This window comes from Ruegeria sp. HKCCD7251 (assembly GCF_013031165.1).
Lineage (GTDB): Bacteria > Pseudomonadota > Alphaproteobacteria > Rhodobacterales > Rhodobacteraceae > Ruegeria.
This window is the reverse complement of record NZ_WPZC01000008.1, coordinates 15,622-37,595: the sequence shown is the minus strand read 5'-3', so window position 1 is coordinate 37,595 and position 21,974 is coordinate 15,622. Positions and strand designations below refer to the sequence as shown.

Annotated in this window: 22 protein-coding genes; 10 read left to right on the top strand and 12 right to left on the bottom strand. The window is 55.9% G+C overall.

Annotated features, from left to right (window positions below; translation table 11 throughout):
- Nucleotides 1–4: 4 nt before the first annotated feature.
- The 5 genes from GOX75_RS16905 to GOX75_RS16885 form a co-directional block, all read right to left on the bottom strand.
- Nucleotides 5–271 carry an acyl carrier protein gene (locus tag GOX75_RS16905; protein WP_171125042.1) on the bottom strand — a complete coding sequence of 89 codons (267 nt, stop codon included), beginning with the start codon at nt 269–271 and terminating at the stop codon, nt 5–7.
- Nucleotides 252–1,769: an amino acid adenylation domain-containing protein gene (locus GOX75_RS16900; protein WP_171125040.1), complete on the bottom strand. Its 1,518-nt coding sequence runs from the start codon at nt 1,767–1,769 to the stop codon at nt 252–254. Before GOX75_RS16900 ends, GOX75_RS16905 begins: the two co-directional genes overlap by 20 nt.
- Entirely contained in the window at nt 1,769–2,917 is a 1,149-nt protein-coding gene (locus GOX75_RS16895; protein WP_171125038.1) for a HupE/UreJ family protein, read from the bottom strand. Before GOX75_RS16895 ends, GOX75_RS16900 begins: the two co-directional genes overlap by 1 nt.
- A 94-nt stretch (nt 2,918–3,011) precedes the next feature.
- Nucleotides 3,012–4,172, bottom strand: coding sequence for an acyl-CoA dehydrogenase family protein (locus GOX75_RS16890; RefSeq protein ID WP_171125036.1), 1,161 nt, complete (start codon nt 4,170–4,172; stop codon nt 3,012–3,014).
- Between the two features lie 95 nt (nt 4,173–4,267).
- Nucleotides 4,268–5,578 (bottom strand): glycosyltransferase, encoded by a 1,311-nt coding sequence (locus tag GOX75_RS16885; RefSeq protein WP_171125034.1) that lies wholly within the window; start codon nt 5,576–5,578, stop codon nt 4,268–4,270.
- Between the two features lie 184 nt (nt 5,579–5,762).
- Here GOX75_RS16885 and GOX75_RS16880 point away from each other — a divergent pair, with 184 nt between their 5' ends.
- The 7 genes from GOX75_RS16880 (at nt 5,763) to GOX75_RS16850 (ending at nt 11,986) form a co-directional block, all read left to right on the top strand.
- Nucleotides 5,763–6,431: a Crp/Fnr family transcriptional regulator gene (locus tag GOX75_RS16880; protein ID WP_171125032.1), complete on the top strand. Its 669-nt coding sequence runs from the start codon at nt 5,763–5,765 to the stop codon at nt 6,429–6,431.
- A gap of 107 nt (nt 6,432–6,538) precedes the next feature.
- Nucleotides 6,539–6,751 carry a DUF2892 domain-containing protein gene (locus GOX75_RS16875; protein ID WP_171125030.1) on the top strand — a complete coding sequence of 71 codons (213 nt, stop codon included), beginning with the start codon at nt 6,539–6,541 and terminating at the stop codon, nt 6,749–6,751.
- Nucleotides 6,748–7,182, top strand: coding sequence for a YeeE/YedE family protein (locus GOX75_RS16870; protein WP_254428834.1), 435 nt, complete (start codon nt 6,748–6,750; stop codon nt 7,180–7,182). The genes GOX75_RS16875 and GOX75_RS16870 overlap by 4 nt, the downstream gene beginning before the upstream one ends.
- A 3-nt stretch (nt 7,183–7,185) precedes the next feature.
- The gene (locus GOX75_RS16865) at nt 7,186–7,623 is read left to right on the top strand and encodes a DUF6691 family protein (protein ID WP_171125028.1); all 438 of its coding nucleotides are present in this window, start codon (nt 7,186–7,188) and stop codon (nt 7,621–7,623) included.
- 24 nt (nt 7,624–7,647) lie between these two features.
- Nucleotides 7,648–8,532: an MBL fold metallo-hydrolase gene (locus tag GOX75_RS16860; protein WP_171125026.1), complete on the top strand. Its 885-nt coding sequence runs from the start codon at nt 7,648–7,650 to the stop codon at nt 8,530–8,532.
- A gap of 20 nt (nt 8,533–8,552) precedes the next feature.
- Nucleotides 8,553–10,232 (top strand): bifunctional protein tyrosine phosphatase family protein/NAD(P)/FAD-dependent oxidoreductase, encoded by a 1,680-nt coding sequence (locus GOX75_RS16855; RefSeq protein ID WP_171125024.1) that lies wholly within the window; start codon nt 8,553–8,555, stop codon nt 10,230–10,232.
- Nucleotides 10,232–11,986 carry a SulP family inorganic anion transporter gene (locus GOX75_RS16850; protein WP_217354447.1) on the top strand — a complete coding sequence of 585 codons (1,755 nt, stop codon included), beginning with the start codon at nt 10,232–10,234 and terminating at the stop codon, nt 11,984–11,986. Before GOX75_RS16855 ends, GOX75_RS16850 begins: the two co-directional genes overlap by 1 nt.
- A gap of 63 nt (nt 11,987–12,049) precedes the next feature.
- On the opposite strand, the gene GOX75_RS16845 is transcribed toward GOX75_RS16850, so the two are convergent.
- The 5 genes from GOX75_RS16845 to paaZ all read right to left on the bottom strand — a co-directional run bounded on the left by GOX75_RS16845 (nt 12,050) and on the right by paaZ (nt 17,886).
- Entirely contained in the window at nt 12,050–13,387 is a 1,338-nt protein-coding gene (locus GOX75_RS16845) for a TRAP transporter large permease (protein WP_171125020.1), read from the bottom strand.
- A 5-nt stretch (nt 13,388–13,392) separates the two neighbouring features.
- The gene (locus GOX75_RS16840) at nt 13,393–13,899 is read right to left on the bottom strand and encodes a TRAP transporter small permease (RefSeq protein ID WP_171125018.1); all 507 of its coding nucleotides are present in this window, start codon (nt 13,897–13,899) and stop codon (nt 13,393–13,395) included.
- Nucleotides 13,896–14,909: a TRAP transporter substrate-binding protein gene (locus GOX75_RS16835; RefSeq protein WP_171125016.1), complete on the bottom strand. Its 1,014-nt coding sequence runs from the start codon at nt 14,907–14,909 to the stop codon at nt 13,896–13,898. The genes GOX75_RS16840 and GOX75_RS16835 overlap by 4 nt, the downstream gene beginning before the upstream one ends.
- Nucleotides 14,910–15,021: 112 nt before the next feature.
- The gene (locus GOX75_RS16830; RefSeq protein ID WP_171125014.1) at nt 15,022–15,759 is read right to left on the bottom strand and encodes a hypothetical protein; all 738 of its coding nucleotides are present in this window, start codon (nt 15,757–15,759) and stop codon (nt 15,022–15,024) included.
- 81 nt (nt 15,760–15,840) lie between these two features.
- Complete coding sequence (gene paaZ, locus GOX75_RS16825) at nt 15,841–17,886, bottom strand: phenylacetic acid degradation bifunctional protein PaaZ (RefSeq protein ID WP_171125012.1); 2,046 nt, start codon at nt 17,884–17,886, stop codon at nt 15,841–15,843.
- A 187-nt stretch (nt 17,887–18,073) separates the two neighbouring features.
- Between paaZ and paaI the strand changes: the two genes are divergently transcribed.
- From paaI to GOX75_RS16810, 3 genes are read left to right on the top strand one after another with little or no spacing between them, the layout of a single operon-like run.
- The gene (gene paaI, locus GOX75_RS16820; protein ID WP_171125010.1) at nt 18,074–18,499 is read left to right on the top strand and encodes a hydroxyphenylacetyl-CoA thioesterase PaaI; all 426 of its coding nucleotides are present in this window, start codon (nt 18,074–18,076) and stop codon (nt 18,497–18,499) included.
- Nucleotides 18,500–18,511: 12 nt separating this feature from the next.
- A complete protein-coding gene (gene paaK, locus GOX75_RS16815; protein ID WP_171125008.1) occupies nt 18,512–19,822 on the top strand; it encodes a phenylacetate--CoA ligase PaaK in 1,311 nt (436 codons plus the stop codon).
- Between the two features lie 4 nt (nt 19,823–19,826).
- Nucleotides 19,827–20,435 carry a TetR/AcrR family transcriptional regulator gene (locus GOX75_RS16810; RefSeq protein ID WP_171125006.1) on the top strand — a complete coding sequence of 203 codons (609 nt, stop codon included), beginning with the start codon at nt 19,827–19,829 and terminating at the stop codon, nt 20,433–20,435.
- On the opposite strand, the gene GOX75_RS16805 is transcribed toward GOX75_RS16810, so the two are convergent.
- Nucleotides 20,432–21,499, bottom strand: coding sequence for a ferredoxin--NADP reductase (locus GOX75_RS16805; RefSeq protein WP_171125004.1), 1,068 nt, complete (start codon nt 21,497–21,499; stop codon nt 20,432–20,434). The genes GOX75_RS16810 and GOX75_RS16805 overlap by 4 nt on opposite strands.
- 11 nt (nt 21,500–21,510) lie before the next feature.
- Entirely contained in the window at nt 21,511–21,969 is a 459-nt protein-coding gene (paaD, locus tag GOX75_RS16800) for a 1,2-phenylacetyl-CoA epoxidase subunit PaaD (protein WP_171125002.1), read from the bottom strand.
- Nucleotides 21,970–21,974: the final 5 nt, after the last annotated feature.

Sequence of the window (21,974 nt, the reverse complement as noted above, 5' to 3'; positions counted from 1 at the left end):
TCTTTCAGTCCGCACGCGTTTTTAGCCGCGTTTCCGCAAAATCCATGATCGTTTTGATCGTGCCCATATTCTCAAGGGTGACATCCTCAAACGGCACTTCGATCTGATAGGTTTGCTCAATGAACGAAACCAGCGACATCACCCCCAATGAATCGATCATGCCGCTTAGCAACAATTCCTCGTCATCTGTCACCGACCGACCACCCAAAAGGGTGGTTTGAACGAAGTGGCGCAATGCATGATCATGCGTTTCAGGCTGCTCGCTGCGCATTCGCAATTCCTATCAGCTTTTGACGGTTAATCTTTCCGGTCGAGGTGCGTGGCATTGAACTAAGCAGGTCTATCCGGCTTGGGACAGCATAGTGCGGCAACACAGTCTCCAGATTGGACCGGATTTCGTTCAGATCAACGCCTGTCTGCCCCGTTGCAAAGGCTTGGATTTTGCCTTCGAAAAGGATCACGGCGGCTTCGGTGATTTGGGCGCAGTTGACCAGGGCAAGCTCTACCTCGTCCAATTCGATGCGATAGCCCCTCAGCTTGACCTGACGGTCTTTGCGCCCGACCAGAATTAGTTGACCGTCCTGCGCGCGGCGGACGATATCGCCGGTTCGGTAAAATTGCCTTGGCTGCCCGGATTCGTCCGGCAAGGTACAAAAGGCTGCCCGGTTCAGGTCTGGCGCATTCAAGTATCCTGACATTACTTGATCGGAGGCTATTAGAAGCTCGCCTGTGCTTGCTTCGTCTGCCTCTGCCCCGATGCGGACGATGACCCCTTGTTCCGGAAAGCCGATTGGCAAAGGGGTGGTGCCGTCCAGGTCGGCATGTGTGAACTCAGCAGTGGTGCAGTGGTTTGTCTCGGTTGGCCCGTAAGCGTTAAGAAAAGTTGCGTTTGGCGCATGTTTTGAAAATGAACTGAGGGAAGAAGGCGGCATGGCCTCTCCTGCAAACATCACGATGCGCAGGGCTTGTAGATTGCGGTCTGCCAAAGCGCCTCGCTCGACCATTTGAATTATGGCGTGAGGCACGGAATACCAAACCGAAATACGTTCGTGTTCCGTGAGCTGGGACAGCGAAGCGGGCAGCTTGGTATAGGCTTCCGGGATCACCACACAGCAGGCCCCGGACAAGAACGTGCAGAAAACGTCGAAAATCGACATGTCGAAATGCAGCGGAGTGTGGTGACTTATCCGATCGCTTGATGTCAGCCGGCACCGTGCGGCAGCCATTCGTGTGATGGCGAGGCCGCTTTTATGGGTGTGAACAATTCCCTTCGGTGTGCCGGTCGTGCCCGAGGTCATCAGGATATAGGCTGCGTCATATTCCGATCTTCGGGGCTGACGATCTGCCATCTTGTCATTCATATTTGCCTCAGGGAAATCCTGAGAAATATCAATGAGCTGAGGCGTGGCAAATACCCCTGCGAAAAGGGTGAGCCGGGGCGTATCTGCGAGGACAAATTTGGGAGAAACTACCGAAACTTGCCCTGCAATACGTTTTGCCGGGGCTGTCGGGTCAAGTGGAGCATATACGCCGCCAACACGAAGAATCGCATGCAAGGCCGCAATCGCCTTTAAACCCTTGGCTGTGCACAAAACAATTCTGTCCCCGATCTGAACGCCGCGGTCCAGCAAACAGGCCGCTATCCTGTCGATTTCGCTGTTCAAGGTTTCATAGGTTGTCACCGTGCCCAACACACTCAGAGCCGGAGCATCCGGAGTGTGTCGAGCGTGATACCTGACAGCGTGGTCGAGGAGGGCCGGATTGATCATCAGAAGGCAACCTGTGCCACTGTTTCACCGAACACGGGGAACCAGCCGACGGTTCGTTCGTAGAACCAGAATGCCGCGATTGCGATTAACGCGACCGAGCCGAATTGCAGGCCGATCACACGATAGGCGGTCAGACGACGTAGGGCAAAGAAGATCGGGAACAGGACAAGGACGATCGCAAGCTGCCCGACCTCGACCCCGATGTTGAAAGTCGCCAAGCCAAGCGCTTTGCGGGTGGGATCAAGCCCAAGCGGTTCCAGCACGTTTGCAAAGCCAAAGCCGTGGAAGATACCGAACAGGAACACGACTTTCCACGATCCAGCGTGAAACCTCGGGATCAGGTTACCAATCGCCACGGCCGCGATCGAGAATGCGATAACCGCCTCGACCAGCGTGACCGGCAGAGTGACGACCTCGAAGGTCGCGAGGCAGAGGGTGATTGTGTGTGCGACCGTGAAAACCGTGACGATTTTGACGGTTTCACGCAGGCTGTCCCGAATGCTCTCGGAGGGAACCCAGCGCTGGTTTTCGATCCGCATGACCGCACCCAGCAACAGCGTGATCAGGAACAGGACATGGTCAAACCCCAGCCAGATATGCCAAACGCCATGTTCGAAAAAGGTAAGGGCAATATCCTTGGTGGGTTCATCATTCAGATACAGGTCTTTCTGACCCTCACCGGGCGCAAAGATCAGTGAAATATACGCCTCGTTTTCGTCCATCCCGTTGCGCGAATTGCTTCCGATCAGGGCGTATCCCCGATGCGTCGGGTCGACATCTGAAAACAACCCGTCATACGACATCTGGATCGTTGTAGGTGTCTCAGTGATGTCGCGAACGGCAAAGTGAAGCTGGGCAAACGTGTCTACGGACGTGCCAAAGAACGAAATATCATCAAATTCAACTTCGTATGGGCGGCCTTCGTAAGACAGGTTCATGCGCTCTTCGAAGTAATCGAAGAAAGCCTGCTGCGCGGCGGTGACTTCCTCCTCTGTCAGAGGGGTCTCGATTTCTGCGGTTCCCTGCTGCACGCGGGTCAGGTCCGTCAGAGTTACTTCGATGCGCCCGCTCAGACTGTCATCGGTGACGTCAAAGTACACATAACTTTCGTTAAAGCTGTGGGCATGGGCCACAGATGTCAGCATCATCAGGAAAAGACCCGCAAACGCCAACACCTGTTGATGTAACCCACACGATACGGGTTGGCGTGGCGATGAGTGGTTATGGCTTGAAACAAGGCCGTTAGCCATTGGTTGAGTCTCCCAGTTTGTTTGGTTTGGACCGCTGTCCAATTTCCATTTTGGCAATGATCTGACGCTGAATGTCCGAGGTGCCCGAGTAGATCACGCCACCCAGCGCGTCCCTTGCGTCTTGTTCAGTTGATGCCCCCGCCAGATATCCGCGCCCGCCATGGGTTCTGAGCGCTTCCAGGCTGGAACAGAGGAAGGCTTCGGAAATGTGAAGATTCGCCATGGCCGCGAATTGGGTGAGGGGTTTTTCAGCGTCGTAAAGGTCTGCAGCGCGCTCCAGCATCAACTCGCAAGTTTCTAAACGCACCCGCATATCCGCGATGCGGTTAGCGACGGACTGGAACTCGGAAATGGATTGTCCAAACAGGTTACGGGCCGCTGCAAAGTCGGTACACTCAGCCAATTGCCTGCGCATCGCGCCCACCTGCGATGTCAGGATGAAACAACGCTCCCAGTCCAGGGTGGTTTGAATGATAGCGGCCCCTGCGCCTTCGGGTCCCAGTCGCCGGTCCTCAGAAATTCGGCAATCCCGGAACTCCAGTTCACCCAGAGGAACGCTGTTCAAGCCCAGTTTGCCCTGAGCCGGATGCCGGATAAATCCTTGGTCTTCGGCGTGGACGACAAAGGCGGATAGCCCCCAGCGGCCTTTTTCCGGGTCTGTCTGAGCGAAGACGATTGCGATGTCACAGTTTGGCCCCATACCGACAAAAGCTTTGCTGCCATTCAAGACATAGCCGCCGTCCACACGATCGGCCCGTGTCCTGAGCGCAAGCGCATCGGACCCTGCCTCCAATTCGGTCAAAGCAAAAGCGCCGAGGGTTTCACCTGCCAGCAATTTAGGCAAATACGCGGCCTTTACCTGAGAACTACCAAAGCGGATCAGCGGTTTTTGCAGGGTCCAGATCTGCGAGATCACGGCCATTGCAAGTCCGTTGTCACGGCATCCTTCGCCGAACCCCAAAAAATGGCTGCAAAATTCTTGGGCTGTTCTACCGGAGCCGCCGAACTCGGACGGGACCGCAAAGTTGAAACTTCCGAACTCGGCAATCGTCTTCCAGACCCCGCGCAGGTTTTCGGCGGTAACGTCCGGAAGCGTGACCGCAAAGCTTTTGGCGTCAGAGCCTAAGTCGTTGATCTGAGATTTGTAGTGCACTTTGAGGGTTCATCGACTGCTTCTGAAACCTTTACGTGCCCAAGTCCCGATAGGATCAAAAAAAGTGCTGTGCTTTAGCATTGCGGGTGATTGCCTCAGCCCACGAGCGTTCGCAAATACCGCTCTAGTGTGTCGCCGGACTGTTCTGCTCGGCACTCGGCCTGCATATCTCGGCACCTCCGCGCCATGTCTCGGTCTTCCAGCACGGCATGGATGTCTGCTTCAATCTTGTCGATGGGGTCTTTGGGCGTTCCTGCGCGCCCAATGCGGTGAAATACGACCCGCGCGGCGCTGCCTTTCTGGTCGTTGACATGAGGATATAACAAAAGCGGGGTCGCGGTCTCAACGGCCTCGACCAAACTGCCGGTGCCTCCATGCATAATGGCCATGTCAGCGTGTTCCAAAACACGGTGTTGCGGGACCCATGGAACAACGTCGACATTGTCCGGTGCAGGCAATTCAGAGGCGTGGTCCCAGTCTTTGCCAGCGGTGAACAGGAAGTGCCATTTTGGATGACGCTCGGCTACGGTCAAAAGTTTGGAGACCAAATCGCCTTTTGTTTTCATCATGGTGCCAAACCCGACGAAAATCCGCCTGCGTCGCAAAGCGGGATCGCAAAACCGGGCAACTGTATTTGCATCGTAATATTTCTGTGGCCGGTTTTCCATGATCATCGGGCCAAGGTACGTCATGTAATCGTAGGGTTTGGTCGGCAGGTCCAATGCTTGGGGCAAAAACAATGCTGTCTGGATTTTGTAGGTCCACGGCATCTGCCAACACACGCGCCGCCTAAGTTTGGAGATCGGCACATTGTGCAGTCGGGCCAGTTCCTGAACGGCCGTTGGATAGTCCGTACTTTTGCTGGAAATCCGGTTCCTGAGAATTTTGAGGTTTTTCCATGCAAGAAACTGTGCCCACAGCAAACAGATGCCAAGCTTGCTACCGCGAAGCCCTTGTCCTGGTATGCCGCGCCTGTTCAGCGGGGGGGCTTGTGGACTGGGGGGTGACAAAAACATGTTGCTGAATTGGACGACCGGAACACCCAACGTCATCGCAACGACGATATGCGCATGTAATTCGCAATCGACGAATATCGCATCGGCAGAGATACGGGCCAAGTCCCGCTGCAGTTCATCAACTTCAAACGCAGCTACGGCCGATTTCAGGCGCTCTTGCCTGGTCATTGACTGCGCGGTTTCGGAGGGAACCAACGGCGTGAACGCATCAAATTTAGGGCCCGGAATTATGAAATGTTCCAAGCCCGCATGTGCAAGAATCGACGCTGAGGATACCGGAGCAAGAAAAGTGATCTTGAACCCGGTGTCCCTGGCCTGTTGTGCAAATTCCACGGCGCTGCTTAGGGGGCTGTTCAAGCCGCTGGATATAATGGCTAGCCGCTTGGACATGTTTTGCCTTCAGTCATTAGATAGGCGCGCGCCTGTGAATTTACTTAGAGGTATTCTAGCGCTGTTTTCAGTCAAGATTTGATCTGGGTATTGCGCTGTCAGTTTCGAATCTCTGTTATATTCGATAAATAAGATGTATCGTGTCATTCGAAAAGCGGTCAAGCAGATAGGCTGGAACAGGATTATGGACGTTTCGTGGATCGACAGGTTCAAAGGGCTGAGCCAATTGCCAGCCGACATTCGCGCGCGACTGGAGGAGGGAAGCCAAATTGTCAGCGTTCCGGCAGGTACGCAGGTGTTCTCACCGGGACAAACTGCTGACAATCTTCTGCTGTTGTTAGAAGGTACGATACGGGTTCAGCAAAAATCCGAAACAGGGCGCGAGGTCTTTTTGTATCGCGTCCACGCGGGCGAAAGCTGTGTTTTGACAACCGCATGCATGCTTGCCTTTGAAGACTATTCTGCAGATGGCATCGCCGAGACTGATGTCAGCGCGGTCGCAATACCGAGACAAACTTTTGACGAGCTGGTGGCAAAGTCCGATGTGTTCCGCAATTTCGTCTTTGCGGCTTATTCCCGCCGGATAACAGACCTGTTCACGCTGATTGATGACATCGTGTTTCAACGGATGGATGTCCGTCTGGCCGCCCGTCTTTTGGAACTTGCTGACCATAGCGATGTCGTTCGCGCCACCCATGCGGTGTTGGGGACTGAACTGGGAACGGCGCGTGAGGTCATCTCGCGACTGTTGTCAGAGTTTCACCGCCGTGGATGGATCGAACAGTCCCGAGGCGAGGTTCATCTGGTGAACAGGGCCGGATTGGAACAGTTGGCGCGCAGTTCGGCAATGTAAGGCTGATAACGCCGAACATAAAAAGTGAATAGTTTGGTGACCAAGTCACCGAGGCTTGGGTCCGGGCTATGCAAGTGTCGCTCCATTGAGTCTCGATGGAGTGAGAAATGATCACCAATATGGGAAAGCTTGATCGCGGCCTGCGCATTGCTGTTGCCGTTATCCTTTTGTTTGTGGCCTTTGGCACCGGCATGGCTGGGTCTGGCCTACTGTTTTGGCTGGCAGTGATCGTCGCTGCGGTGTTCGGGGTAACCGCCCTTGTCGGGAACTGCCCGATCTACAGCATTGTTGGCCTCAAAACCTGCAAGGACTGCGGATGATGGAGACCGCGTTCACGCCAGTTGCCTCTCTGACCGGAGGCATTCTGATCGGCGTCGCGTCGACCCTGCTGATGCTTGTCATGGGCCGGGTTATGGGGGCGACAGGTATTTTGACCGGGCTGGTCCAGCCTTCCAATCGTCAGGACTTTGCGTGGCGACTGGTACTTGTCGCCGGGATGATCACGGGGCCCGCCCTGTTTTGGATGTTTTCGGGCCAGATGCCTGCCGTTGATGTTCCCGTATCGACCCCCGCGCTACTGGTAGTTGGGGTGATCGTCGGGCTTGGAGTCACCTATGGCGCGGGTTGCACATCCGGCCATGGTGTCTGCGGTATGGCGCGACTTAGCCCGCGATCAATCGTGGCGACGTTGACGTTTATGGCTTTCACCTTCGTCACGGTTTTTGTCGTGCGCCACGTGATTGGAGGCTGATCCATGAAACTCATCGCCACATATTTCATCGGTCTCGTCTTTGGTCTTGGAATATCAATTTCGGGCATGGCCAACCCTGCAAAGGTGATCAACTTTTTTGATGTCGCGGGACGCTGGGACCCATCGTTGATCTTTGTGATGGGAGGCGCGCTGGTCACAACCTTCATTGGCTATCGACTGGTCTTTGGGCGCAAGACACCGATCTTCACGGGCGGGTTCAGCCTGCCAACAAAACGCGAAATTGACGTGCCGCTTGTGGGTGGTTCGGCAGTATTCGGCATTGGATGGGGCTTATCCGGTTTTTGCCCGGGCGGCGCCTTGCCCGCGCTGGGGACGGGGCAATGGCAGGTCTTTGCTTTTGTCGCTGCCTTGGTTGTCGGCATCCTGTTGGCGAAATCCATTCAATCCACCACCGCGCGCCGGGCACAGACCACGGCCTGACACGACAAAGGAGGAGTAAACACAATGACTCATTACCCGATCAACTTGAACACCAAGCCCGATGTTCAGGCCTTTTTTGACGTGGCGACAAACACCATCAGCTACATCGTCAAGGACCCGTCTTCAGCGGCCTGCGCCATCGTGGACAGCGTTATGGACATCGACTATGCCGCAGGCCGGATCACCTATGACCACGCCGACGCTTTGATCCACCAGATACAGTCGCAGGGGTTGCGATTGGAGTGGATCATCGAAACGCATGTTCACGCGGATCACCTGTCAGCTGCGCCATATATCCAAGGCAAGCTGGGTGGAAAGATCGGCATCGGCTCAAAGATCATGGTGGTACAGGACACGTTTGGAAAAGTGTTCAACGAAGGCACAGAGTTCCAACGCGATGGCTCGCAGTTCGATGCCCTGTTCGAAGAAGGCGATACTTACATGATCGGCAACATGCAGGCCTTCGCGATGTATACACCGGGCCATACCCCGGCTTGCATGGTTCATGTCATGGGGGATGCGGCCTTTGTTGGGGATACGCTGTTTATGCCTGATGGGGGGTCGGCGCGCGCGGATTTTCCGGGCGGGGACGCCGGGGTTCTGTACGACTCGATCCAAAAAGTGCTGTCCCTGCCGGACGAAACACGCCTTTTCATGTGCCACGATTATGGGCCGAACGGGCGCGACATTGCGTGGGAAACCACCGTGGGCGAAGAAAAGACCCTGAACATCCATGTTGGCGGGGGGAAAACGAAGGAGGAGTTCGTCAAATTCCGCACCGAGCGTGACGCGGTTCTGGATATGCCCAAGCTCATCATCCCGTCGTTGCAGGTCAACATGCGAGCGGGCGAAGTGCCTCGGGATCCCGACGGCAACCCCATGCTCAAAGTGCCCGTGAACACTCTGTGACGGAAAAAGGGAGGAGACAGATGGATATCAGATACATCACGGATCAGCTCTCGGTCAGCCCGCAGATCACGGTCGAGGATGTCGCGACGATTGCTGCCAAGGGTTTTCGCAGCATCCTGTGTAACAGGCCCGATGGAGAAGCCGCTGACCAGCCAGTGTTCGAGGAAATCGAAGCCGCGGCACAGAAACTGGGGATCGAGGCGCGTTATGTCCCGATCACCAGCGGTATGGTTCGGGATCTGGACGTGGCCGAATTTGGCCGGGTCTATCAGGACGCGCCAAAGCCGGTATTGGCCTATTGTCGAACCGGGACAAGGTCGGCTACGCTGTGGTCTTTTCATGAATCCAACCTCCGACCAATGGCAGAAATCCTCGCGGCAACTGGGGCGGCGGGTTATGACATGAACGGTGTAGCGCGCCGCATCGCCAACGGCGGCAAAACGCCAACGGACAAGGGTGACGCGTTCTTTGATGTTGTCATAGTGGGCGGCGGTGCCGGTGGTATCGCTGTCGCGGCAAGTTTGAAGTCACGAGATTCCGATCTGGATATTGCCGTGATCGACCCCGCTGATATTCACTATTATCAACCCGGTTGGACCATGGTCGGTGGTGGAATTTTTGACTCTCAGAGCACGGCGCGAACCATGGGCAGCCTCATTCCGAAAGGTGTGCACTGGTTGAAGTCAGCCGTGGCAGCCTTTGAACCCGACAATGATGCCGTGATCCTGGACGGTTGCCGCGTGGTCAAATACGGCCGGTTGGTTGTTTGCCCGGGCCTCAAGCTTGACTGGGGCAAAGTGGAGGGTTTGGAAGAAACGCTGGGCCGCAATGGTGTCACTTCAAACTACCGTTATGATCTTGCGCCTTATACGTGGAAACTGGTGCAGCAGATGCAGAAGGGCAGGGCGTTGTTTACCCAGCCGCCAGTGCCAATCAAATGCGCGGGTGCGCCGCAAAAGGCGATGTACTTGTCGGGTGACGCGTGGTTCCGCCGGGGTGTGCTGAAAGATATCGACATCCAGTTCATGAACGCAGGTGGCGTAATATTTGGCGTGAAGGATTATGTGCCCGCGCTTGAACGATATATTGAGAAATACGATGCGTCGTTGAACTTCTTTCATAATCTGATCGCTTTGGACGGGCCGGGAAAAATGGCCCGCTTTGAAATAGCTCGGCCCGGTGAAGACGTGGAAACCATTGAGGTCGGATTTGACATGATCCACGTCTGCCCACCTCAGACAGCGCCCGATTTCATCCGGGTTTCGCCATTGGCCGACGCGGCTGGTTGGGTTGACGTGGATCAGGCCACCCTGCGTCACGAAACATACGACAACATCTGGTCGCTGGGCGATGTGATGAACGCGCCAAATGCCAAAACAGCGGCTGCAGCGCGCAAGCAGGCTCCGGTTGTTGCAGACAATATCGTGGCAGATATCGCCGGTCGTTCGGCAGTAGCGCAGTACGATGGTTATGGGTCGTGTCCGTTGACGGTTGAGCGGGGTAAAATTGTGCTGGCTGAATTTGGATATGGCGGCGCACTCAAGCCCAGTTTTCCCCCGTTCCTGATTGATGGAACTCAACCGTCACGCGCGGCTTGGTTGCTGAAGGAAAGGCTGCTGCCCCCGATCTACTGGAAGGCGATGCTGCGGGGGAAAGAATGGCTGGCGAAGCCCGAAAAGATCAAGTTAACCGGAAACTGATGCCTAGCAAAATTACCTCGGGCCGCGGCATTGGGCGCTACTTTCCGGTATTGGACTGGGGTCGAACATATTCGCGTTCGGCCCTGTCAAACGACCTTTTCGCGGCGGTGATCGTGACGATCATGCTGATCCCGCAATCGCTAGCCTATGCGATGCTGGCCGGTCTGCCGCCCGAGGCGGGACTTTATGCTTCGATCGCTCCGATTATGCTCTATGCGGTTTTCGGAACCAGCCGTTCGCTGGCGGTTGGGCCTGTGGCTGTTGTGTCCCTTTTGACGGCCTCAGTTATCGGGCAGGTCGCGGAGCAGGGCACCGCCGGATACGCTGCCGCCGCCCTGACATTGGCTATGCTGTCCGGAGGGTTTCTGGTGCTCATGGGTGTGCTGCGGCTGGGGTTGCTGGCCAATTTCCTGAGCCACCCGGTGATTGCCGGGTTCATCACGGCCTCGGGCATTTTGATTGCGACCAGCCAGCTAAAGCACATTCTTGGCATTGAGGCACATGGCCATACACTGCCCGAGATGCTCGGCTCAATCCTGTCGCACCTGAGCCAGACAAACTGGGTAACGGTGGCGATTGGGACGAGCGCAACCCTGTTCCTTTTTTGGGTGCGCAGCTTCCTGAGACCGACATTGACCAAATTGCGAACGCCGCCGCTGTTGGCTGATATCCTGACGAAAGCGGGTCCGGTTTTTGCGGTCGTCGCGACAACGGTCAGTGTTTGGGCATTTGATCTGGCAGATCAAGGGGTGCTTATTGTCGGTGCGGTCCCGCAGAGCTTGCCGCCTTTTACGGTGCCCAGCCTGTCCTTCGATCTGATCGAAGCGCTGCTTCTTCCGGCAATCCTGATCTCGATAATCGGTTTTGTCGAAAGCGTTTCTGTTGCGCAAACACTGGCTGCGAAAAGAAGACAAAGGATTGACCCGGATCAGGAGCTGATCGGGCTGGGCGCCGCCAATCTGGGTGCTGCATTTACCGGGGGGTTTCCGGTGACGGGTGGTTTTGCTCGTTCGGTTGTTAATTTTGATGCCGGTGCTGAGACACCCGCCGCCGGTGCGTTTACAGCAATCGGTTTGGCGGTTGCAGCGTTGGCGTTGACACCGTTGGTCTACTTTCTGCCGACGGCGACGCTGGCGGCCACGATCATTGTTGCAGTCCTCGGGCTGGTGGACCTGTCGATCCTGAAAAAGACGTGGTCCTATTCGTGCGCGGACTTTGTGGCTGTGGCGGCCACTATTTTGTTGACCCTTCTTCTTGGGGTCGAGGTTGGCGTGGCGTCGGGGGTCGTGCTTTCTGTTCTGTTGCACCTTTACAAGACTTCCCAACCCCATGTGGCCGAAGTGGGCCTGGTTCCTGGCACCCAGCATTTTAGAAATATCAAGCGTCATGCGGTTCTGACCGACCCCAGGGTCGTCAACCTGCGGGTTGATGAAAGCCTGTATTTCGTGAACGCGAGGTTTCTGGAGGACTACATTCAAAGCAGAGTACCCGACGGGTGTACAGTACGACATGTTATACTGATGTGCTCGGCTGTAAACGAGGTTGACTATTCAGCGTTGGAAAGTCTGGAATCCATCAACCTCCGCCTTGCCGATATGGATGTTGGCCTGCATTTGTCAGAGGTCAAAGGGCCTGTGATGGACCGGCTGAGGCGATCCCGTTTTCTTGAGGGTCTGAATGGGCAGGTTTTCCTGTCGCAATTCGACGCCTGGGATCACCTTGCCCGTTCCCCGCAGCCGAATGCGGCGGCTTGAACAACGTAGCACTGTCGGGAACGTAACAGCGCAGTGCCGGGGTTGAGGGTTCGGGCAAACAAGCTATGGTCCGAACCCGAAAACGCCTAAGGGCAGGAACAGCGACAAGGCAGGAAGGGCCACCAGAAGGGCCAACCTTACGATATCGGCAGCCCAGAATGGCGTCACACCTCGGAAGATTGTTGCGGTTGATACGTCTTGTACCACGGACCTCAGGACAAACACGTTCAGGCCGATGGGTGGTGTGATAAGCGAGATTTCCGTCACCACCACGACGATGATCCCGAACCAGATCAGGGCGGTTTCTCCGGTGACATCGCCTTCGAAAAACCCCAAGGATGCGATCAAAGGAGCGAAGACCGGCACGGTCAGTGTGATCATGGACAAGCTTTCAAACACGGCGCCCAGAACGATGTAGATCAAAATTATGATCAGCAGAATTGTGAATGGCTCCAGCCCGGCCCCCTGAACCAGCGCCAGCAGGTCATCCGGTAATCTTGCGCGTGTAATCAAACGGTTGAAGATATCCGCGCCGATCAGAAGGACGAACAATCCAACAGATGTTTTTACCGTCTGAACCAGTGCTTCGATCAACCCCTTGAACGTGAACCGGCCGATTAGGACCGAAATGACGATCGCGCCAAATGCACCGACGCCCGCCGCCTCGTCTGCGGTGAAGACGCGGCCGTATAGTCCGCCAATGATCAGCGTGAAAAGCGCAAGGATCGGAAGCACGCGCAGCAAAGCCTGCCGTGTTTCGGTCCACGAGCTTTTTTCTCCGGCGGGACCGTACTCGGGCTTGCGCCAGACGACGAAGGCGACGGCGCCCAGATACAGCAGTATGCCCAGAAGGCCCGGCAAAATGCCTGCCAAAAACAGTTTCCCGATGGATTGACCGGTCAAAAACCCGTAGATGATCAGGATGATGCTGGGTGGGATAAGTATGCCCAATGTACCGCCCGCGGCGACGGACGCGGTGGACAGACTATCGTGATAGCCAAACTTTCGCATCGGTGGCAGGGCCACCTTGGACATGGTTGCGGCTGTGGCCAGCGACGAGCCTGATACAGCAGAAAAGCCACCGCAGGCCAAAATCGTCGACATCGCCAAACCGCCCGGTAACCGCCCGACCAACGTGTAGGCGGCGCGGTATAAATCCAGCGCCATGCCGCTTTGTGCGACGATCATTCCCATGAAGATAAACAACGGTATCACCGACAGCGCGTCGTTCTGCGTTACGTCCAGTATCGAATCTGCTGCCGGGCCCAACCCTGCGGACCAGCGCCCGTCCCTCAGATAAACGAACCCGACAGCCCCGATAAATCCCATTGCGATGCCGATCGGAACGCGCAGCAACACAAGGAAGATGACCAGCGCAAAAGCAATCAGTGAGACTTCCATCTTGGTCAGAGTCCTTCAGGATCGGTCGGCTGTATGATTTTGAGAATGGCACTGACCGCCAACAACACACCGGTCAAGCTCACGACGAGTGCGATGAAATAAATGAGCGGGTATTTTGGGATGAACAGCAACTCGCTGGTTACGCCGCGCTCAAGCGCCTTGTCCGCGCGCGCGAACAGCCACACTGCCATTGTCAGCAAGCAAAGCGATGTAAGCGCGTCGATACAACGGTTTCGCCAAAATGCAGCGCGTCGTGTGAAGAGGTGGTCAAGCAGGTCGACGTCAATCTGTTCACGTCGAAGGGTGACCACGGGAAACGCGAAGAAGATAGACAATGCCAGTAGGATTTGCGCCAGATCCTGACGCCCGAAAATCGGTGCGTTGAAGACATAGCGACCAATAACCTCGACAACTGTCAGGCCCATAACGAGCATAAGGCAAAGGCCGCTGCCCAATAGACATAAGCGGGCAAACCAGTGGCTTGCCCGTTTTAGATTCGATTGTGCGCTCATTTCGCGCTGTATTCGGACATGGTGTCCCGGATCAGTTGCATCGCGGCTTCTGAGTCGACGCCTTTGCCTGAGACTTCCTCAAGCACTGATGCCTGTATCTGCGGCACTAGTGTCTCAAATGGGGCGGCTGCATCACCTTCAAGGTCAATGATCTGCCCTGAAGCAGCCTGCGCATCCAGACCCCTTTGGTTGCCGACGTCCCAGGCCTTGCCCGCGAAGGCCGAGAAATCCTCGCCCAATGCCGCGCGGATAGCTGCGGCATCCTCTTCGCCGACAGACTCAAGGAACTCTTCACTCATGATGATCGAGAAGGAGCCGCGATAGAATCCACCCGGTACGCGATAGGTGTAGGGTAGAACTTCGGTCAGGCGTAGAATGGCAATCGTGTCACCCGGAAAGAATGTTCCGTCTGCAACACCGTTTGAAACCGTTTCATATACCTTAGGCGCGGCAACCTGAACGCCCGCCATATTCAGACCTTTGAGGACATCCCCCATGACGCCACCGCCCGAACGGATCTTGAGGCCCGCGACATCGTCAAGCGAGCTGACTTCCTTGGACAGATGCAACATACCCGGGGCATGGACCATCATGGCAACCGGAACAACGCCGTCATGTTCATTTGCCGCGGCCAGATATTGCTCGTGCGCACGCCAATGGGCCGCGGACGCAGCGGCAGAGTCACCTTCAAGACCCGGAATTTCGATCAGTTTGGTGGTGACAAAGCGGCCGGGGTTATACCCGTGGAAAATCCAGGCCGCATCCGCGCCACCGTCTTCGATCAGGTCGGCCTGCGCCGGGGGTGAGGCCAGATTATACTCGATGGCACCGGTTACACGACCATCGGTTGCTTCTTCGATGCGTGAAATGAACTCTGGCCAGATGATCTCGTTCACGATGTGACTGGGTGGCAACCACGAGGAAACCACCATTGTTTTTTCTGCCCAGGCAGCAGTTCCTGCCAGCAATGCGGAAATCCCCAGCCCAAAGGCAGCAAGCGTCTGTTTCATGTTATCCTCCCATAACAAAAGCTGCGTGCAGCTTTGGACTACAGTTTCATAAACCAACCGGTCGGTCAACTATACTGGCGCGCGGATTTTCCGAAAAACAATCGCCGTCGTGTCAATTGGCGAATGCAGCGGGATCCAGTCTGGGCAGATCAGCCATCACCTGGGTCACGCGATGATGGCACCGTGCAAGTGGTCCTTGCGGGATCATCGAAATATGAGCCCAACTGGAATTGCGCAAAGCTATTTTGCGCCAGTAATGCAGCAGCAGCAGCCGGACTGCAGCCAAGGAAAGGGGTGGCAGATCGCTGATGCCTGGACGCTCGGCAATTTCACAAAGCTTTTGCGCCAGAACCAAAGTTTGAGAGGGAACAATCCGATCTGAAAACCAGTCTGGTATATGGTCCGTATCTGCCTGCAGTCCAAGCGCCGCACCGTCGCTTAGAACAGCTTCGACAGGCACCAGCAGCAATGATCTTTCAATGCGAATTGCCGGGTCTGGGGCGGCATAATCACTTTTGGTCAAAAGCAACTGCCATCCTTGCGGGTATTTTACGTCCTGCCTGTAAACATCTTCGTAGGCGGCGCGTGTCTCGGCCAGACCAACATCCGAAAGGCTATAGGTCACTTCGCGCCCTGATTTTGTCGACACAATCCAACCGTCTTTCCTGAGCCGGTGCAGCGCGACCCTTATGGCCTCGGTTCTTACGCCGACATGTCCCATCAGCAGGCCTAGCTCCTTGCCCGTGATGTGGTGGTCGCTGAGGTCGCCAAACAGCGTGACAATCAACGACCATGTCTTGATCGGCTCAAGGTTGCACAGGTCATCAATCAGGGAGTCGGCGGCAGTCAAAATCGGGTCTTCCCAAAGCGCTTAAATGGAAGTTGACCCCTTAGTTATCACGCCATCGCGCCATGTGGCTATGAGAAAACCCTAAGGTTCATCGCGATGATAGGCGTTCATGGTCAGCAACTCGTATTCGGCCGCAAGATCACCGTCGCGGTTAAGAAGGGTGACTTTCCACCGGACCTCACCATAGTCCTGATTTCGCGGCGACTTTTGCATCACGGTCAGACGAACGCGAATGCTGTCTCCCGCCTGAATTGGCTTGAGGAACCGCAAGTTATCCAGCCCTGTATTGGCCAAAACTGGTCCCTCGTCCGGTTGAACGAACAGACCGGCGGCGAAGCTCAGCAGCAGATAACCGTGCGCAACACGGCCCGGAAAGAATGGGTTCCGCTTGGCCGCTGCATCATCCATGTGGGCATAAAACGTGTCGCCGGTGAAATGGGCAAAGTTCTCGATGTCGTCCAGCGTAATTTCACGTTCCGCGGTGTGCAGGGTTTCCCCGATTTCAAGTGCGTCGAATGTGCGGGTGAACGGATGGTCGTGACTGGTTATTTCGTTTGCACCCGGCACCCATTTACGCCCAATGGCCGTCAGGATGTCGGGGCTGCCCTGAATGGCGGTGCGTTGCATGTAGTGCATCACGCCGCGAGTACCGCCCATCTCTTCGCCGCCGCCCGCGCGACCGGGCCCGCCATGCACCATATGCGGCAGGGGTGACCCATGGCCTGTGCTTTCTTTCATCGAGGTCCGGTTGTTGAAATAAAGTCGCCCGTGGAACGGCCCAGCACCCAAGGCGACAGTTCTGGCGACATCGAGATCGTTCGTGATAACCGATGCCACGAGGCTTCCTCCACCGCGATTGGCTGTCTGGACCGCGTGTTCCAGATCGCGATAGGGCATGACGGTTGAAACGGGGCCGAACGCCTCGACCGAATGCAGCAGGTTGGCTGTGTCCGGCGACGCGCAATGAAACAGCATCGGCGGGACAAATGCACCTTTGTCTCGATCCGCTCCATGCACCACGAAGCCATCGGGGTTTCCGAAAACGCGGTCCGCCTCTTGCCCGATTAGGGCGGCTTTTTCCAGAACATCCTGTCTTTGGGCCTGGGACACGAGGGCACCCATTTGTGTTTCTTCAGCCGCAGGGTCCCCAATGACGACCGATCCAAGCCGTCTGCTTAGGGCGTCAATAACTGCCACAACCTGAGAAGACGGAGCCATGATGCGGCGAATGGCGGTGCATTTCTGGCCTGCCTTGGTGGTCATTTCGCGGGTGGCTTCTTTGATGAACAGATCAAATTCGGGCGTGCCTGCCACGGCATCCGGGCCGAGGATCGACGCGTTGAGGCTGTCTTGTTCGGCAATGAACCGCGTTGCATTTCCTTGAAAACATGATGCGCCGCGAAGCGTTTTTGCGGTTGCAGCCGAACCGGTGAAGCTGACGGCGTCTTGCCCGCCCAAATGATCCAACAGGTCTCCGAGCCCGCCGGAAATCAACTGAATGGCGCCTTCTGGCAGCAGGCCGCTAGCCAGCATGATCCTCACGCAGCGTTCGGCAACATAGCAGGTCGCCGTCGCCGGTTTTATGATTGCGGGAACCCCAGCCAAAAGCGTTGGGGCCAGCTTTTCCAGCATACCCCAAACAGGAAAATTGAAGGCATTGATGTGAACGGCCGCTCCGGTCAGCGAGGTACAGATATGCTGCCCCAGAAAGGTGCCGTGCCGGGACAGCCGTTCGACCTCACCATCCAAATAGATGGTGTCGTCCGGCATTTCACGGCGACCTTTGCTGGCATAGACCATCAATGTGCCGATACCGCCGTCAATGTCGATCAGGTGATCTTTCTGCGTCGCGCCCGTCGCGAATGAAATGTCATAAAGGGCTTGTTTGTGCTGTCCCAAGTGCGCCGCCAACGCCTTGAGCATGCGCGCACGATCATGGAACGTCATCCCGCGCAGGGCAGGCCCGCCCTTTGAGCGCGCGAAGTCCAACATGGCCCCAATGTCCAGCGCAGTGTTCCCGGCCCTTCCAATCAACTCACCGGTTACGGCCGAGTGGATTTCGCGGGCTGAACTGTCGCATCCGATCCACTGTCCGGCGATGTAGCTTTCAACATTTTGTACAGTCATGAGGCGGTCCTTGCGTCTGGGTTCGGTGTGACTCAACTCATTAATTGACCTACCGGTCGGTTTATGAAATGTTTAAGTACAGGGCGGAGGAAGATCAAGGAGAATGTGGTGTCCATGACGGTGGGAAGCACGGGCCGGGTAAAGGGCAAATTGGTCGTTTGTTTGTTAAATTCCAAAGGCCGCAAGCATGACGCCTAAAGAGCGCGCGGAACGTGCGGCGCAAGCCATGTGGCGCGAGGACAACGCTAGCCCTTGGGTTGGCATGCGCATTGACGACGTGGATGAGGGCAGGGCGACACTGTCCATGATGATCGAGAAACACCATATCAACGGACATGGTATCTGCCATGGCGGTGTGATCTTCATGCTGGCCGACAGCGCCTTTGCGTTTGCTTGCAACAGCAGAAATCAGTCCACCGTCGCGCAACACAACACTATCTCATACATTGCGCCGGGCCGATTGGGTGACCGGCTTTTCGCCGAAGCGCGCGAAGTCAGCTTGACCGGGCGAAACGGCATTTATGACGTCACCGTCACCAACCAGAAAAACACAGTGATCGCAGAATTTCGAGGCTGCTCCCGCGCCATTCCGGGCCAGCTTTTCGAGGAATAGGGGAGGAGGAGCATGAAAGACCTGACGCCAGCCCGAGACAGGCTCGACCCGATCGAAATAGCATCCACAGACGAAATTCGCGCCTTGCAACTGCAACGGCTGCAATGGTCGTTAAAGCACGCATATGAAAACGTCCCCTTTTATCGGCAAAGGTTTGATGCCGCAGGGGTGCACCCGGATGATTTGAAATCGCTGGCGGACCTGTCGAAGTTCCCATTCACCTACAAGGATGACCTGCGGGCTAACTACCCCTTTGGCCTTTTTGCTGTCCCGCGTGAACAGATCGTGCGTGTGCACGCATCATCAGGGACAACGGGCAAACCGACAGTTGTCGGGTATACGCGCGGGGATATCGACAACTGGGCAAAGCTGGTCGCACGGTCGATGAGGGCCAGCGGAACCAAGCCCGGTGACATCGTCCATATTGCTTATGGCTATGGCCTGTTCACCGGCGGGCTTGGCGCTCATTACGGGGCTGAGGAATTGAATTGCACGGTCGTACCTGTTTCGGGCGGAATGACAGAACGGCAGGTGATGCTGATACAGGACTTTAAACCCAGTACGATCATGGTGACCCCGTCCTATATGCTCAACATCCTTGAACAGTTTCATGCCGCCGGAATAGACCCGCGGGACAGTTCGCTGGAAGTTGGTATTTTTGGTGCCGAACCCTGGACCAACGCGATGCGAGCCGAGGTCGAGGCCGCGTTCGACATGCATGCGGTTGATATCTATGGCCTGTCGGAAATCATGGGTCCCGGTGTGGCCAATGAATGCGTCGAGACCAAGGACGGCCTACACATCTGGGAGGATCATTTCTACCCCGAGGTCATCGACCCCGAGACCGGCGAGGTCTTGCCAGACGGTGAGATCGGAGAGTTGGTCTTTACAACGCTAACCAAAGAAGGGCTGCCGATGGTACGATACCGCACGCGCGACCTGACACGTCTGTTGCCCGGAACGGCGCGGTCGATGCGGCGGATGGAGAAGATTACCGGACGTTCTGATGACATGATCATCATGCGCGGCGTGAATGTCTTTCCGACCCAAATCGAAGAACTAGTTCTGGCGACCCCCGAACTCGCGCCGTATTTCCAGATTGAACTGACTCGCTCGGGCCGGATGGACGCGATGACCGTACATGTCGAAGCCGCGCCTGATGCGGCAGCTGATGCAGCACGGGATGCCGCGGCCGGGGCCTTGTCTAAGAAGATCAAAGATACGATAGGGATCGGAACCACAGTAAGTGTCGGTGTGCCCGGCACTGTCGAACGCAGTCAGGGCAAGGCCCGACGTGTTATCGACAACAGACCAAAGGAGTGAGCCCGTGGCACGCACGATCGCAAAAGACCACGATAAAAAACGGCAGAGCATCCTTTCGGTTGCGGCCAGTGTTTTTGCCCGCGAAGGGATTGCACGTGCCTCGATGAACCAGGTGGCGAAAAGCGCGGGCATATCGAAAGCCAACATCTATCACTACTATGACAGTAAAGAGGCGTTGCTGTTCGATATACTGGATTCCTATCTTTCCGAGTTGAACGACCGGGTCTCTTCGGTCGAATTGGAAGGCAAACCGCCCGAAGAACAGTTGCATCTGGTCTTGCGAGAATACCTTCTGGCTTATGAAGGGATGGATTATGAACACAACATTCAGAGCGAAGGGGTCTCACTGCTGCCCGACGCCATGCAGACGGTGCTGAAAGCCTATCAAAAGGATATGGTCACTCAGATGAGTGGTATTCTGGATGCGGTGAGCGGCGGCAAGTTGAGTTCGCAGCCCAGGTTGTTGCGCGAATTGACGATGTCGGTTTTTGGCATGTTGAATTGGTATTACATGTGGCACCCAAAGGCGACGCGATCAGATCGCGAAGGTTATGCAAGAACTATCACGCAATTTACTGTTGCAGGTCTGCCCGGGGTTCAGGCCGACAGTTAGTGGCCTGCCTCATCGTAATCCCACATCACTTTGTCTGAGACTGGGAAACACTGACAGGTCAGAACAAAACCAGCTTCCACTTCGTAATCTTCCAGTGCGTGGTTTGCCACCATTTCGACTTCGCCTTCTACAACCCGTGCTTTGCACGTGGAACACACCCCTGCTTTGCAGGCGTGAGGCGCGTCAAGGTTCTCAGCAAGCGCGGCTTCCAACAGGCTGGTATCCTTTGGAATGGTCAGGCTGCGGCTCACGCCGCCCAGTGTAACCCGCCCCTTGATGCCTGCATCGTCAATGGCTTTTGAGGTTGGGCGGGTTTTGGCTCGGCCCGGTTGGGAAGAGGCGAACAACTCGAACCGGATCTGATCCTTTGTCAAACCGTGATCCTTGAGCGATTGCGAAATCGCCAGCATCATAGGCTCCGGCCCGCAGATATACGCCATCGAGACAGAGCCTATGTCGATCCAATGCCGAAACAGAGCCGCGCATTTTTCACCGTCGACCCTCCCCCGGAACAGGTCAATCTCCTGACTGTCATCTTCAAGTATGTGAACGATGTTCAATCGGTGCAGGTACCGGTTTTTCAGGTCCTCTAGCTCTTCCCGGAACATGATCGTGTTTGGGGTTCGGTTCGCGTAGACAAGTGTAAACCGGGCAGAGGGGTCTTCGGACAGGGCGGTTTTCAGGATCGACAATACCGGTGTGATGCCCGATCCCCCCGCAAATCCCAGATAGTGCGGGGCATCGGTATCCACCGCCGCGTGAAAATTACCCATGGGCGGCATGGCGGTCATAACATCGCCCACTTGCAGTTCTGTGTTGGCCCAGTTGGAAAACGCGCCGCCATCAACGCTTTTGATCCCAACCTGCAAAACACCTTCATGTGGTGCCGCGCAGATAGAGTAGGAGCGCCGCAATTCCTCACCGTCAAAGTCTCGTTTGAACGTCAGGTATTGGCCCGGTGCAAAGGTAAATCTGTCCGGGCTTTCGGGTTTCAGGGTCACAATAACTGCGTCGCGGATCGTTTTTTGGATGTCCGTCACGGTCAGGGGGTGAAACGTCGCCATAACTCAAGACCTCAGATACATTTGAAATAGTCGAAGGGTTCCAGACAGTCCTGGCAGCGCCATTGCGCTTTGCAGGGGGTCGAACCGAATTGGCTGATCTTTTCAAGCCTGTCGGATTTGCAGTGCGGGCACCGCGTTGGACCGCCCGCGGGTTGCGGCGGAGCAATGCCGAACTCCTCTAACCGGGTGCGGGCTTTTTCCGATAGCCAGTCGGTCGTCCAGGGTGGCGCAATACGGGTTTGGATCTGCAGGTTTTCAATCCCGTTTGTGGCCAGAGCCGTTTCTATGTCCATTGATATCACCGCCATCGCAGGGCAGCCGGAATAAGTGGGTGTAACGGTCACCGTCACTGCGTCGCCGGACACGGAAACATCCCGGATCACCCCAAGATCGACCACCGAGATCACCGGGATTTCGGGGTCGGGGACGCCTTCGAGCCAGTCCCAAATCTGTGCTTCGGTCACAGGCATTGCGG